At 70.1% G+C, this 11,966-nt stretch carries 12 protein-coding genes; 5 read left to right on the top strand and 7 right to left on the bottom strand.

Annotation, left to right across the window (positions count from 1 at the left end; translation table 11 throughout):
- Window positions 1-16 precede the first annotated feature (16 nt).
- The 4 genes from rpsG to V5F67_RS14325 form a co-directional block, all read right to left on the bottom strand.
- Complete coding sequence (rpsG, locus tag V5F67_RS14310; RefSeq protein ID WP_121625404.1) at window positions 17-487, bottom strand: 30S ribosomal protein S7; 471 nt, start codon at window positions 485-487, stop codon at window positions 17-19.
- A gap of 11 nt (window positions 488-498) precedes the next feature.
- Entirely contained in the window at window positions 499-870 is a 372-nt protein-coding gene (gene rpsL, locus V5F67_RS14315; protein WP_012113697.1) for a 30S ribosomal protein S12, read from the bottom strand.
- A gap of 558 nt (window positions 871-1,428) precedes the next feature.
- Window positions 1,429-1,746 (bottom strand): quaternary ammonium compound efflux SMR transporter SugE, encoded by a 318-nt coding sequence (gene sugE / locus V5F67_RS14320; protein ID WP_394017128.1) that lies wholly within the window; start codon window positions 1,744-1,746, stop codon window positions 1,429-1,431.
- Between the two features lie 114 nt (window positions 1,747-1,860).
- The gene (locus V5F67_RS14325) at window positions 1,861-2,730 is read right to left on the bottom strand and encodes a VOC family protein (RefSeq protein ID WP_394017127.1); all 870 of its coding nucleotides are present in this window, start codon (window positions 2,728-2,730) and stop codon (window positions 1,861-1,863) included.
- A 540-nt stretch (window positions 2,731-3,270) separates the two neighbouring features.
- Between V5F67_RS14325 and V5F67_RS14330 the strand changes: the two genes are divergently transcribed.
- A complete protein-coding gene (locus V5F67_RS14330) occupies window positions 3,271-5,418 on the top strand; it encodes a sodium-translocating pyrophosphatase (protein ID WP_394017126.1) in 2,148 nt (715 codons plus the stop codon).
- Window positions 5,419-5,526: 108 nt separating this feature from the next.
- Here V5F67_RS14330 and V5F67_RS14335 read toward each other — a convergent pair whose 3' ends face one another.
- Together V5F67_RS14335 and V5F67_RS14340 are read right to left on the bottom strand one after the other, a co-directional pair.
- Entirely contained in the window at window positions 5,527-6,057 is a 531-nt protein-coding gene (locus V5F67_RS14335) for a Spy/CpxP family protein refolding chaperone (RefSeq protein WP_394017125.1), read from the bottom strand.
- A 59-nt stretch (window positions 6,058-6,116) separates the two neighbouring features.
- Complete coding sequence (locus tag V5F67_RS14340) at window positions 6,117-6,434, bottom strand: GCG_CRPN prefix-to-repeats domain-containing protein (RefSeq protein WP_394017124.1); 318 nt, start codon at window positions 6,432-6,434, stop codon at window positions 6,117-6,119.
- Window positions 6,435-6,678: 244 nt separating this feature from the next.
- Between V5F67_RS14340 and V5F67_RS14345 the strand changes: the two genes are divergently transcribed.
- The 4 genes from V5F67_RS14345 (at window position 6,679) to pyrG (ending at window position 11,143) form a co-directional block, all read left to right on the top strand.
- Complete coding sequence (locus V5F67_RS14345) at window positions 6,679-7,977, top strand: NCS2 family permease (RefSeq protein ID WP_394017123.1); 1,299 nt, start codon at window positions 6,679-6,681, stop codon at window positions 7,975-7,977.
- A 109-nt stretch (window positions 7,978-8,086) separates the two neighbouring features.
- Window positions 8,087-8,857, top strand: a complete 771-nt coding sequence (locus tag V5F67_RS14350; RefSeq protein WP_394017122.1) for a hypothetical protein — start codon at window positions 8,087-8,089, stop codon at window positions 8,855-8,857.
- A gap of 122 nt (window positions 8,858-8,979) precedes the next feature.
- Window positions 8,980-9,399 carry a preprotein translocase subunit SecG gene (secG, locus tag V5F67_RS14355; protein WP_394017121.1) on the top strand — a complete coding sequence of 140 codons (420 nt, stop codon included), beginning with the start codon at window positions 8,980-8,982 and terminating at the stop codon, window positions 9,397-9,399.
- Between the two features lie 115 nt (window positions 9,400-9,514).
- The gene (gene pyrG / locus V5F67_RS14360) at window positions 9,515-11,143 is read left to right on the top strand and encodes a CTP synthase (RefSeq protein ID WP_394017120.1); all 1,629 of its coding nucleotides are present in this window, start codon (window positions 9,515-9,517) and stop codon (window positions 11,141-11,143) included.
- Window positions 11,144-11,245: 102 nt separating this feature from the next.
- Here the strand turns inward: pyrG and V5F67_RS14365 are convergent, their stop codons facing one another.
- A complete protein-coding gene (locus tag V5F67_RS14365; protein WP_394017805.1) occupies window positions 11,246-11,965 on the bottom strand; it encodes an ABC transporter ATP-binding protein in 720 nt (239 codons plus the stop codon).
- Window position 11,966: the final 1 nt, after the last annotated feature.

Consider the following 11,966-nt stretch of genomic DNA (forward strand, 5'->3'; position numbering starts at 1 on the left):
GCTCAGTCCTCTCCGATCACCAGCGATAATGCGAGAAGGCGCGGTTGGCTTCCGCCATCCGGTGCGTGTCCTCACGCTTCTTCACCGCGTTGCCGCGGTTGTTGGCGGCGTCGAGCAGCTCCGAGGACAGGCGCTCGACCATGGTCTTCTCGTTGCGGGCGCGGGCCGAGGCGATCAGCCAGCGGATGGCCAGGGTCTGGCGGCGCTCGGTGCGCACCTCGACCGGCACCTGGTAGGTGGCGCCGCCGACGCGGCGGGAGCGGACTTCCACCGCCGGCGCCACGTTCTCGAGCGCCTGGATGAACACGTCCACCGGATCGTGCTTGGCCTTCGCCTCGACCACGTCGAGGGCGCCATAGACGATGCCTTCGGCGACCGACTTCTTGCCGTCGCGCATGACGGAATTCATGAAGCGCGACAGGATGGTGGAGCCGTACTTGGCGTCCGGGATGACTTCGCGGCGCTCGGCCTTGTGACGACGGGACATCGCTCAGTTCCTCACTTCGGCCGCTTCGCGCCGTACTTCGAACGGCGCTGCTTGCGGTTCTTGACGCCCTGCGTGTCGAGCACGCCGCGCAGGATGTGGTAGCGCACGCCGGGAAGGTCCTTCACGCGGCCGCCGCGGATCATCACCACGGAGTGCTCCTGAAGGTTGTGGCCCTCGCCGGGGATGTAGCCGATCACTTCGTAGCTGTTGGTGAGCCGCACCTTGGCGACCTTGCGAAGCGCCGAGTTCGGCTTCTTCGGGGTCGTGGTGTAGACGCGCGTGCAGACGCCGCGCTTCTGGGGGCTCGCCTGGAGCGCCGGCGCCTTGTCGCGGGCCTTCTGCGCTTCGCGCGGCTTGCGGATCAGCTGGTTGATCGTCGGCATGTACGCCTTCGCCTCGTCCTGCTTGCGGCCCAGGGCCGCTTCTTCTTCGGTTCGACGGCCCCTGCGGGCCGCCACGGTGGCCGCCCGGAGGCGGCCTTGAAAACGCTTCGGCACGACGGTTTCCCGCCGGCCGCACCACGACGCAAAAGGCGCCGTCCACCGCCGTGGCGGGGCGGACGCGCCTTGTTCGCGACAGAGGATCACAACGCTCGGTCCCCGAAGGGCGGCGCCGCGATCGTGCACCTGATGTTATCGCAGTGCTGTTCCTGGCAGCGTTTCGGCTCCCCTGGTCGGGACCGTCCAGGCTTCGGGCCGAAGCAGGGAATAAGGAACCGACCGCTCAGACGCCGACCGCCTGCCGCGAAAGTGGGCCGCTTCTATCCGCAGAGTCGCTCTGCGTCAAGCCTGCGGCGGGCGCCGATCCGACAAAAAGCCGGGTTCCGCGCCGTTTCCGCGGGCACCGGCCGCCGGAACGGCTGCTGCGGCCCCCCTGCCCGCCCCCGAACCGCCCCGACTGCCGCCCCGAATGCCGCGCGGCACCGCCCTTGGCCCCCCTTCTCAGGGGGTGACGAGCTTCAGCCCCACCAGCCCCGCGGCGATCAGGCCGATCGAGGCGAGCCGCAGCAGGTCGGTCGATTCGGAGAACACCGCGATGCCGACGATCGCGGTGCCCACCGTGCCTATGCCCGCCCACACCGCATAAGCGGTGCCGATGGGTATGGACTTCAGCGACAGGCTGAGCAGGAACAGGCTCACGGCGATGCTGACGAGCGTGATGAGGCTCGGCCACAGGCGGGTGAAGCCGTCGGAATACTTCATGCCGATGGCCCAGCCCACTTCCAGGAGGCCGGCAACACACAGATAGACCCAAGCCATGGGAGGAACGCTCCGCAGCGGGCCGTCCCGCCGGGTTCGAACGAACGGGCGGCCGTCCGCCCTAGCTTGGGTAAATAGTGTTTCTTGGGAGGAATTAAAACCCCTGCCCGCCGGTCACACGTCCCGCTCGAACACGATGGTCGCGCCCAGGGCGGCACGGGGCGGCACCACGACCATGCCCTCGATCGCTTCCTCCACCATGCGGCGGGCGGCGAGCGCGCGCCGCAGCTCCGGCGCGCCGGAGGTGGCGAAGCGGACGGCGGCGAGGCGCAGGCCCTCGCCCGCCGGCCCGGGCACGCCGTAGCGATCCATATAGAGCGCCCGCGACATGAGGTCGATCTGCCCGCGCGGGGTCTGGCCGACGAACCAGCCCTCCGAGGCCCGATTGAGCGAGACGCCGCTCACCGTGTCGAGGAACGGAATGTCGTCCACCGGGCTCTCGGACACCAGCACGATGCCGGCGAGGCCCGTCGCGCCGTTGGCGTGGCGCTGAAGGTCGGCGGACCAGAAGTTCTCCGGCTTGCGCTGGAGGCAGGTGAAGGTGCCGAAGTCGGGCGCCGTCGGCGAGGCGGCGTAGGCGAGCGAGAACGAGACGTCCACGTCCTGGCCGTCCGCCCGGCGCGCCTTGCGGGCGAAGTCCACGGTGTCGAAGCCGCCGAAGCCGGCGGCGTCGAACTCCGCCTTGTCGGCCACCGGATCGCGGCCCTCGAACACCGCCATGGAGAGCCCTTCCCCATTGCGCTCCAGAAACGCCTGGTTGAAGGCGCCGAAGGAGAAGCCGGTCGCCGTCGCGGCCGGGATCTTCTCCGGCTCCACCACCTGCAGCAGCTCGATGAAGAAGCCGTCCGTCTGGATGATGCGGTTCTCGGTGCCGAAGGGATGGCGGTTGCGCGCGCCCACGGTGAATCCGAGCAGATCGTAGATCTCCCCCGCGGAGTCCAGGTCACGGACGAGATGGACGACATGGTCGAGGCCACGACGCATAGGCAGGTCTCCCTCAGGCTGGGCCGGGCAGGCCGAATCCGTCGGGGACGGCAGGCCGGCGCGGGCTCTCACGGGTGGGACGGCCGAGGAACTCCTGTCGCAGGAGAACGTCGTCCGGCCCCGGAAGTGCGCGTCGGCGCGAGCGGCACCTTAAGGGGTGGCGGCCCGGATTGGGACAAGAAAATGCGCCCATTTCGCCCCGATCGGCCGCGGCACGGGCCGCCTTCGGGAAGAACTCCCCTGCGTCCTGAGGGACTTGGGGACGGATACCTCCAGGCTAAAAAAGATGATTCGATAAAACGGTGCGAATTAACGCAAATCGGTCGACCGGACCATCCGCCCACCCGCCGCGACGTGCCTCGCCAAGCGGCCGCCGGGCCGCGCGGCGGCAGCCGGATGGGCGCCGCCCCGTTCCGGCGCCGGGGTCCGCGTCCAATTGCTCCAATGTGGTCGAAAAATGATCGAGGCCGTTGCGCCCGCGCGCGCCACCCATCACACTCCCGCGCCAACAAGAACAGGCTGGAAACTAAAGGTGGGAAAATGCTGGCTTTGCTATTGATTGTCGTCTGCGGTCTGCTGGCCGTGGGCTACGGCGCATGGGCGGTGCGCGCCCTCATGTCCGCGGATGCCGGAACGGCGCGCATGCAGGAGATCGCGGCCGCCATCGCGGAAGGCGCGCAGGCCTATCTCAAGCGGCAGTACACCACCATCGGCATCGTCGGCGTGGTGATCTTCGTCCTGGTCGGCATCTTCCTCGGCTGGCTGGTGGCGGTGGGCTTCGCCATCGGCGCCATTCTCTCCGGCCTCGCCGGCTTCATCGGCATGAACGTCTCGGTCCGCGCCAACGTGCGCACCGCCCAGGCGGCGACCAAGTCGCTGGCGGGCGGCCTCGACCTCGCCTTCAAGGCGGGCGCGGTGACCGGCCTGCTGGTGGCGGGCCTCGCGCTGCTCGGCGTCGCGGTCTACTACGCGGTGCTGGTGAAGGGCATCGGCCTCGCCCCCAACTCGCGCACCGTGGTGGACGCGCTGGTGGCGCTCGGATTCGGGGCCTCGCTGATCTCCATCTTCGCCCGTCTCGGCGGCGGCATCTTCACCAAGGGCGCGGACGTGGGCGGCGACCTCGTCGGCAAGGTGGAGGCCGGCATCCCGGAGGACGACCCGCGCAACCCGGCCACCATCGCCGACAACGTGGGCGACAATGTCGGCGACTGCGCCGGCATGGCGGCCGACCTGTTTGAGACCTACGCGGTGACGGTGGTCGCCACCATGGTGCTCGCCGCGATCTTCTTCGCCGCCACCCCGGCGCTGCTCGACACCATGATCGTCTATCCGCTGGCGATCGGCGGCGCGTGCATCCTCACCTCCATCGCCGGCACCTTCTTCGTGCGGCTGGGGCCGACCTCCTCCATCATGGGCGCGCTCTACAAGGGCCTCATGGCGACGGCGGGCTTCTCCGTCATCGCGCTCGCGGCGGTGACCTGGCTGCTGCCGGGCTTCGGCCCCATCGGCACCACCGGCTACACCGGCACGAGCCTCTTCATCTGCGGCCTCGTGGGCCTCGCGGTGACCGGCGCCATCGTCGTCATCACCGAATACTACACCGGCACCGGCTACCGTCCGGTGGTGTCCATCGCCCAGTCCTCGGTCACGGGCCACGGCACCAACATCATCCAGGGTCTCGCGGTGTCGCTGGAATCGACCGCGCTGCCGACCATCGTCATCATCGCCGGCATCCTGGTGGCGTACGGGCTCGCGGGCCTGTTCGGCATCGCCATCGCCGCCACCACCATGCTCGGCGTCGCCGGCATGATCGTCGCGCTCGATGCCTTCGGGCCGGTGACGGACAATGCCGGCGGCATCGCCGAGATGGCCGGCCTGCCCAAGGAGGTGCGCCAGTCCACCGACGCGCTCGACGCGGTGGGCAACACCACCAAGGCGGTCACCAAGGGCTACGCCATCGGCTCGGCGGGCCTCGGCGCGCTGGTGCTGTTCGCGGCCTACAGCCAGGACCTGAAGTACTTCGTCGCCCAGGCGGCGCCGGGCAGCTACTTCGCCGGCGTGGCGCCGAACTTCTCGCTGGAGAACCCGTACGTGGTGGTAGGCCTGCTGTTCGGCGGCCTCCTGCCCTACCTCTTCGGCGCCATGGGCATGACGGCGGTGGGCCGCGCGGCGGGCGCCATCGTCGAGGAGGTGCGCCGGCAGTTCCGCGAGAAGCCGGGCATCATGGCCGGCACCGAGAAGCCGGACTATTCCCGCGCCGTGGACATGCTCACCAAGGCGGCGATCAAGGAGATGATCGTCCCCTCGCTGCTGCCGGTGCTCTCGCCCATCGTCTGCTACTTCGTCATCTACTTCGTGGCGGGCGGCGGCGCGGCGGGCAAGTCGGCGGCCTTCTCGGCCCTCGGCGCCATGCTCTTGGGCGTGATCGTCACCGGCCTGTTCGTCGCCATCTCCATGACCTCCGGCGGCGGCGCCTGGGACAATGCCAAGAAGTCGTTCGAGGACGGCTTCGTGGACAAGGACGGCGTGCGCCACATGAAGGGCTCGGAGGCGCACAAGGCCTCCGTCACCGGCGACACGGTGGGCGATCCCTACAAGGACACGGCGGGCCCCGCCGTGAACCCCATGATCAAGATCACCAACATCGTCGCCCTGCTGCTGCTGGCGGTGCTGGGCCACGGCGGATGACGTCCGGCCGGCGGCGCGCCTCATCGCCGCCGGCGCCCTCAGAGCCGACAATACAAAAAGCGCCCGGCACTGCCGGGCGCTCTTCGTTTCGGGACCGGGGTGCGGGTCTCAGCCCTGCTCTTCCTCGAAGATCCAGAGCGCGCTGGACGGCGGCCCGCCGGGCGCGTCGACCAGGCCGAGGAACACCGGGATGCGATGCTTCTGCTGCGGCGTCAGCGACGCGACGAAGGGCTTCGCCGCGGCGATGAACGCCTTGAGGTCGGCCGCGCGGGCGGCCTCGGCATCGGCCACCTCTTCCAGCGCGGCCAGGAAGTCGGCGGGCGGCGGCGCGCTGAAGCGCTTCTCGCGCCGCTGGGCGGAGTTGCGGGCGATGTCGCGGATCGCCTTCTCCACCGGCGCCCAGAGCTTTTCCTGCTCGGGGGTCAGCTCGATCACCGTCTTCAGCGCGGCGATGCGGGCATTGCGGATGGCGCGGGCGTCGTCCTCGGTGAAGGGCGGAGACGTCAGCGCCGGGTCGGCGGGCTGCGCGGCAGCGGCCGGCGCGTTCTGGGCCGCGGCCGGGCCGGCGAAACTTGCGGCCGTCACGGCGATGAGGCCGGACAGGCCGAGCGCCGCAAGGCGCGAGGAATGGCGGATCATGGGTGTCTCATGTCGCTGGGGTTGAACAGGGGCGGGCCCATTCGGGCCGCGGCCGCGCATCAATACCTGTAGCCGCCGCCGGGCAGCGGCCCGTGATAGGGCGTGTCGCGGCAATGGCCCCAGGGCCCGCGCCAGTAGCCGGGCGGACAGCCTTGCGGATTGACCACCACCGGCCCCGGCACGACCACGACCGGCCGCCCGTAATAGCCATAGCGGCAGCCGCCCCACGGCCCGCGCCAGCCACCCCAGCCGCAGCCCTGCGCGACCAATGTCGGACCGGCATCCGCCGGAGCGGGCAACGCCGGAAAGGCGCCGGCACCGACGGTGGCAGCGGCCAGAATCGGCACCGCCAGCAGAATGCTCGCAAACATACGCATTTTGAGGCCCTCTCCAGACGTTGCGATCGGACAAAAGAAGCTTCTGCGATGACGAATGGTAAAATGCTATTGCGGTCCGGCCGGCGTCAATGGACGATCCTGCCCTACGGGCAAATTGGAGCGATCCGAGCCTCCCGCGCCGAACGGCGCGCTTTCCCGCTGAAACGCCGCAGCGGCCCTTCTCGTTTCCATGATGCCGGAGAATATTCGGGGTCTGGCGGGATGGCGCGGCACGGGGGCAAGCATGCGGACGACACTGGAGCGCCTGTTCAGGCTCGGCGAGAACCACACCACCGTTCCGACCGAGCTCGCCGCCGGGCTCACGACCTTCCTCACCATGAGCTACATCCTGGTCGTGAACCCGCAGATCCTGTCCGAGGCCGGGATCGACCGGGGCGCCGCCTTCACCGCCACCTGCCTTGCCGCCGCGCTCGGCTCGCTCGCCATGGGGCTGATCGCCAACTATCCCATCGCCCTCGCCCCCGGCATGGGGATCAACGCCTATTTCACCTACACCGTGGTGCTCGGCATGGGCGTGCCGTGGCAGACCGCGCTCGGCGCCGTGTTCCTGTCCGGCCTCCTGTTCCTGCTGGTGAGCGTGCTCAAGGTGCGCGAATGGCTGGTGAATTCCATCCCGCTCCCGCTCAAGCTCGGCATCGGCGCCGGCATCGGCCTGTTCCTGGGGCTGCTCGGCCTCCAGGGCATGGGCGTCGTGGTGGCGAAGCCCGCCACCTTGATCGGTCTCGGCGATATCTCCGATCCCAAGGTGCTGATCGCCTGCGCCGGCTTCGTGCTGATGGCCGGCCTCGCCGCCCGCAGGATTCCCGGCGCGATCCTGATCGCGGTGGCGGCGGCGGCGCTCGCGGGGGTACCGCTCGGCCTCACCGCCTTTTCGGGCCTGGTCTCGGCGCCGCCTTCGCTGGCGCCGACCTTCCTCCAACTCGACCTTGCCGGGGCGCTCAGGCTCTCCATGACCGGCGTGGTGTTCGCCTTCTTCCTGGTGGGGCTGCTCGACAATATGGGCACGCTGATCGCCACCCTGGGCCGCGCCGGGCTGATGCGCGCGGACGGCACGGTGCCGCGCCTCGGCCGGGTGATGCTGGCCGATTCGGGCGGCGCCATGGTGGGGGCGGCGCTCGGCACCTCCAACACGGTGTCCTACATCGAGAGCGCGGCGGGAATCACCGCCGGCGGGCGCACCGGCCTTGCGAGCGTCGCCACGGCGGCGCTGTTCCTCGCCTGCCTGCTGATCGCGCCGCTGGCGCTGGCCGTTCCCGCCTTCGCCACCGCGCCGGCGCTGCTGTTCGTGGCGCTCGCCATGATGGCGCCGCTGAAGGACCTGCCCTGGGACGATCCGGCCGAGGCGCTGCCGGCGGCGCTGACCGCGCTCGCCATCGCCTTCACCTTCTCCATCGCCACGGGGATCGGCCTCGGCTTCATCGCCCATGCGGGGGTGAAGCTGATCGCCGGTCGCGGCCGTGAGGTGAGCGGGGCGGTGTGGGCCATCGCGCTCGCCTCGGCAGTGCTGATGGCGGTGGAGTAGACAGGCGTTCGCCGGGGTGTCATGCAATTCGCGGTAGATGGGTCTCCCGGCCCAATCGGCAAGGATGCGGCTGGCCGCGGGGCGGGGACAAGGCGGGAAGGGGCGGCTCATGCATCATGAACCTTGGCGCCGGGCGCGGCGCCCGATGGCGATCCTCGCCTTTGCCAGCATGCTCGCCGGCGCCATGGCCAGCGGCGCGCAGGCCCAGGACGGGCCGATCGACCAGCCGCCGGGCGCCGAGAAGCTCGATCCCGCCGCGCCGGAAGTCATGAAGCGCGCGCATGCGGCGCGGGTGAAGACGATCGCGGAGATGCCGCCCGCCTTCTGGCACGAGGTCTACCCCGATCTGCTGAAGGACGTGACGCTGGAGCGGCTGAGGACGGAGAAGGGCGCGGTCGTCATCGTGCGGGCCTACGCCAAGTCGCCGGACGGCGACGAGATTCCGTTCCCGTATGTGTACACGCTGCGCGAGGTCAACACGGACAGGGTCCGCGTTGTGTTCCTGCGCAAGCGGGGCTCGATGGCCCAGCTGGGCTGGGGCGTCGCCGTTGTGCCGCCGGGCCGATACGTGCCGACCGGGGTGCCGGCCAAGGTCAACATCCACCTGCAGAGCGACGGAACCCTGGCGCACAAGATCCGGCTTCCCCTCGGCAGCGCCCGGATCGCCATCGACAAGGGCGTCAGGGTGGAGGCGGGCGAGGTGGTCTATCTCGGAACCGAGGTGGATTCCTTCGCCGAGAAGAAACCGCCGCCGAGGTCAATCCAGGTGCTCGACGAGAGCGCCGCGGCGCGCGCCTATGCGCAGGCGGAATTGCCGTCCTTCGCGCCGCATCTGCAGACGCGCCTGCTGCCGTCCGTGGACCCTGTCGAGCTCCAGTGAGGCCGGAAGCGCCCGCGCCGGTCCGCGCCCCGGGCGCCGATACCCTTCCATCCCGCGGCGGGATCGTGTAACACGCCCGCGACGACGCTCCCGGCGTGCCGGGCGCGAACATGATGGATTCCATGCAGACCGTTCTGATTGTCATTCACCTGATGGTGGTGCTCGCGCTCATCGGTGTCGTGCTCATCCAGCGTTCCGAGGGCGGTGGACTGGGCATCGGCGGCGGTGGCGGCGGTGGCGCCGGCGGCTTCTTCACCGCCCGCGGCTCGGCCAACGTCCTCACCCGCGCCACCGCCATCCTCGCGGTGCTGTTCTTCATCACCTCCCTGGCCTTGACCATCAGCGCCGGCTGGCACCGCGCACCGCGCTCGATCCTGCCGTCGGCCGCGCCCTCGGGCCCGCAGGTGCCGCAGAGCGGCGGCTCGATCCTTGACCAGATTCGCCCGCAGGGCGGCGCTCCGGCCGCGCCCGGCGCGCCCGCGGCGCCCGCCCCGGCGGCGCCCGCGGCCCCGTCCGGCCCGGCGGTTCCCCAGTCCCAGTGACCGCGTCGCGCCCTCCCCGAAAAGGAGGGCGCGGCCTCATTCTCCACAGGCGAGGCGGGGCCGTCGCGGCTTCGCCCTCGCCGAATCGCGTTTGCACGAGGTAAGGTCGAGGCCCATGGCGCGCTACATCTTCATCACAGGCGGCGTCGTGTCCTCCCTCGGCAAGGGCCTCGCCTCCGCAGCTCTCGGCGCGCTTCTCCAGGCGCGCGGATACACCGTCCGTCTGCGCAAGCTCGACCCCTATCTGAACGTGGATCCGGGCACCATGAGCCCGTACCAGCACGGCGAGGTGTTCGTCACCGACGACGGCGCCGAGACCGACCTCGACCTCGGCCACTACGAGCGGTTCACCGGCCATCCGGCGACCAAGCAGGACAACATCACCACCGGGCGCATCTATCAGGACATCCTGACCAAGGAGCGCCGCGGCGACTATCTCGGCGCCACCATCCAGGTCATCCCCCACGTCACCAACGCCATCAAGGACTTCGTCCTGGAGGGCAACGAGGGGTTCGACTTCGTGCTGATCGAGGTCGGCGGCACGGTGGGCGACATCGAGGGCCTGCCCTTCTTCGAGGCCACCCGCCAGCTGAAGAACGAGCTGCCGCGCGGCCACGCCATCTTCATCCACCTGACGCTGCTGCCCTACATCCCCTCCGCCGGCGAGCTGAAGACCAAGCCGACCCAGCATTCGGTGAAGGAGCTGCGCTCCATCGGCATCCAGCCGGACATCCTGCTCTGCCGCACCGACCGGGAGATCCCGCGCGAGGAGCGCAGGAAGCTCTCGCTGTTCTGCAACGTGCGGGAAAGCGCGGTGATCGAGGCGCGCGACGTGGACAACATCTACGCCGTCCCCTCCGCCTATCACGCCGAGGGGCTCGACAAGGAGGTGCTGGCCGCCTTCCACATCGAGCCGGCGCCGGCACCGAACCTCCAGCGCTGGCACACCATAGAGGACCGGGTGCGCAACCCCGAGGGCGAGGTCACCATCGCCATCGTCGGCAAGTACACGGGCCTCAAGGATGCCTACAAGTCGCTGATCGAGGCGCTCGCCCATGGCGGCATCGCCAACAAGGTGAAGGTGAACCTCGACTGGATCGAGAGCGAGACCTTCGAGCGCGAGGACCCCGCCCCGTTCCTGGAGCACGTGCACGGCATCCTGGTGCCCGGCGGCTTCGGCCAGCGCGGCGCCGAGGGCAAGATCCGCGCGGCCCAGTTCGCGCGCGAGCGGGCGGTGCCCTATTTCGGCATCTGCTTCGGCATGCAGATGGCGGTGATCGAGGCGGCGCGGAACCTCGCCGGCATCGAGGCGGCCAACTCCACCGAGTTCGGCCCCACCAACGAGCCGGTGGTGGGCCTGCTCACCGAATGGATGCGCGGCAACGAGCTGGAGAAGCGCAACGCCGCCGGCGACCTCGGCGGCACCATGCGCCTCGGCGCCTATCCGGCGCACCTGGAGCCCGGCAGCCGGGTGGAGGGCGTCTACGGCAAGCGCGACATCTTCGAGCGCCACCGCCACCGCTACGAGGTGAACACCTCGTACCGCGACCGGCTGGAGCAGCACGGGCTGAAATTCTCCGGCATGTCGCCGGACGGCCTGCTGCCGGAGATCGTGGAATATTCCAACCACCCCTGGTTCATCGGCGTGCAGTTCCATCCCGAGCTGAAGTCGCGCCCGTTCGAGCCGCACCCGCTGTTCGCCTCGTTCGTGGGCGCGGCGAAGGACCAGAGCCGGCTGGTGTGAGCGCGGCGCGCGGGGGTTCCGCGCGCCTATCGGGCCCTGCCCGTCCACGCCCCTGCCTATCCGCGCCCCTGCCCGTCCACGCTCGGTGCACGGCCGGAGCGCTCAGGCGAGCTCCACCACCTTGCCCTCGCGCAGCGTCACGCGCCGGTCCATGCGGCTCGCCAGCTCCAGGTTGTGGGTGGCGATCAGCGCCGCGACGCCGGTGGCGCGCACCAGCTCGGTGAGCGCGCCGAAGACATGATCGGAGGTGCGCGGGTCGAGGTTGCCGGTGGGCTCGTCCGCCAGCAGCAGGCGCGGCGCGTTGGCGAGCGCGCGGGCGATGGCGACGCGCTGCTGCTCGCCGCCGGACAATTCCGAGGGCCGGTGCGTGAGCCGCGCGCCGAGGCCGAGATAGGTGAGCAGCTCCTTGGCCCGCGCGTCCGCCTGGGCGCGGGACAGGCCGCGGATCATCTGCGGCATGGCCACGTTCTCCAGCGCCGAGAACTCGCCGAGCAGATGGTGAAACTGGTAGATGAAGCCGATGTTGAGGCGCCGCAGGCGCGTGCGCTCCCGGTCGGCGAGCCGCGCCGTGGAGGTGCCGGCGATGAACACCTCGCCCTCGTCGGAATGCTCCAGGAGGCCGGCGATGTGCAGCAGCGTGGACTTGCCCGAGCCCGAGGGCGCCACCAGCGCCACCGACTGGCCCTGCGCCACCTTCAGGTCCACCCCGCGCAGGATCTCCAGCGCCTGGGCGCCCTGGGCGTAGCGCCGCTTCACGCCGGCGAGCAGCAGCGCCGGCTCGCGCTTCTCGCCGCCGCCCGCCCCGCCGGGCGGCGCGGCCATC

The sequence above is a fragment of the Xanthobacter pseudotagetidis genome (assembly GCF_043194795.2).
Taxonomy (GTDB): Bacteria; Pseudomonadota; Alphaproteobacteria; order Rhizobiales; family Xanthobacteraceae; genus Xanthobacter; species Xanthobacter tagetidis_A.

Bases quoted from the DNA above. Each gene is read 5' to 3' on its own strand.
- rpsG (WP_121625404.1), bottom strand. From the start codon at position 487: ATGTCCCGTCGTCACAAGGCCGAGCGCCGCGAAGTCATCCCGGACGCC.
- rpsL (WP_012113697.1), bottom strand. From the start codon at position 870: ATGCCGACGATCAACCAGCTGATCCGCAAGCCGCGCGAAGCGCAGAAG.
- sugE (WP_394017128.1), bottom strand. From the start codon at position 1,746: ATGGCTTGGGTCTATCTGTGTGTTGCCGGCCTCCTGGAAGTGGGCTGG.
- V5F67_RS14325 (WP_394017127.1), bottom strand. From the start codon at position 2,730: ATGCGTCGTGGCCTCGACCATGTCGTCCATCTCGTCCGTGACCTGGAC.
- V5F67_RS14330 (WP_394017126.1), top strand. From the start codon at position 3,271: ATGCTGGCTTTGCTATTGATTGTCGTCTGCGGTCTGCTGGCCGTGGGC.
- V5F67_RS14335 (WP_394017125.1), bottom strand. From the start codon at position 6,057: ATGATCCGCCATTCCTCGCGCCTTGCGGCGCTCGGCCTGTCCGGCCTC.
- V5F67_RS14340 (WP_394017124.1), bottom strand. From the start codon at position 6,434: ATGCGTATGTTTGCGAGCATTCTGCTGGCGGTGCCGATTCTGGCCGCT.
- V5F67_RS14345 (WP_394017123.1), top strand. From the start codon at position 6,679: ATGCGGACGACACTGGAGCGCCTGTTCAGGCTCGGCGAGAACCACACC.
- V5F67_RS14350 (WP_394017122.1), top strand. From the start codon at position 8,087: ATGCATCATGAACCTTGGCGCCGGGCGCGGCGCCCGATGGCGATCCTC.
- secG (WP_394017121.1), top strand. From the start codon at position 8,980: ATGCAGACCGTTCTGATTGTCATTCACCTGATGGTGGTGCTCGCGCTC.
- pyrG (WP_394017120.1), top strand. From the start codon at position 9,515: ATGGCGCGCTACATCTTCATCACAGGCGGCGTCGTGTCCTCCCTCGGC.
- V5F67_RS14365 (WP_394017805.1), bottom strand. From the start codon at position 11,965: ATGGCCGCGCCGCCCGGCGGGGCGGGCGGCGGCGAGAAGCGCGAGCCG.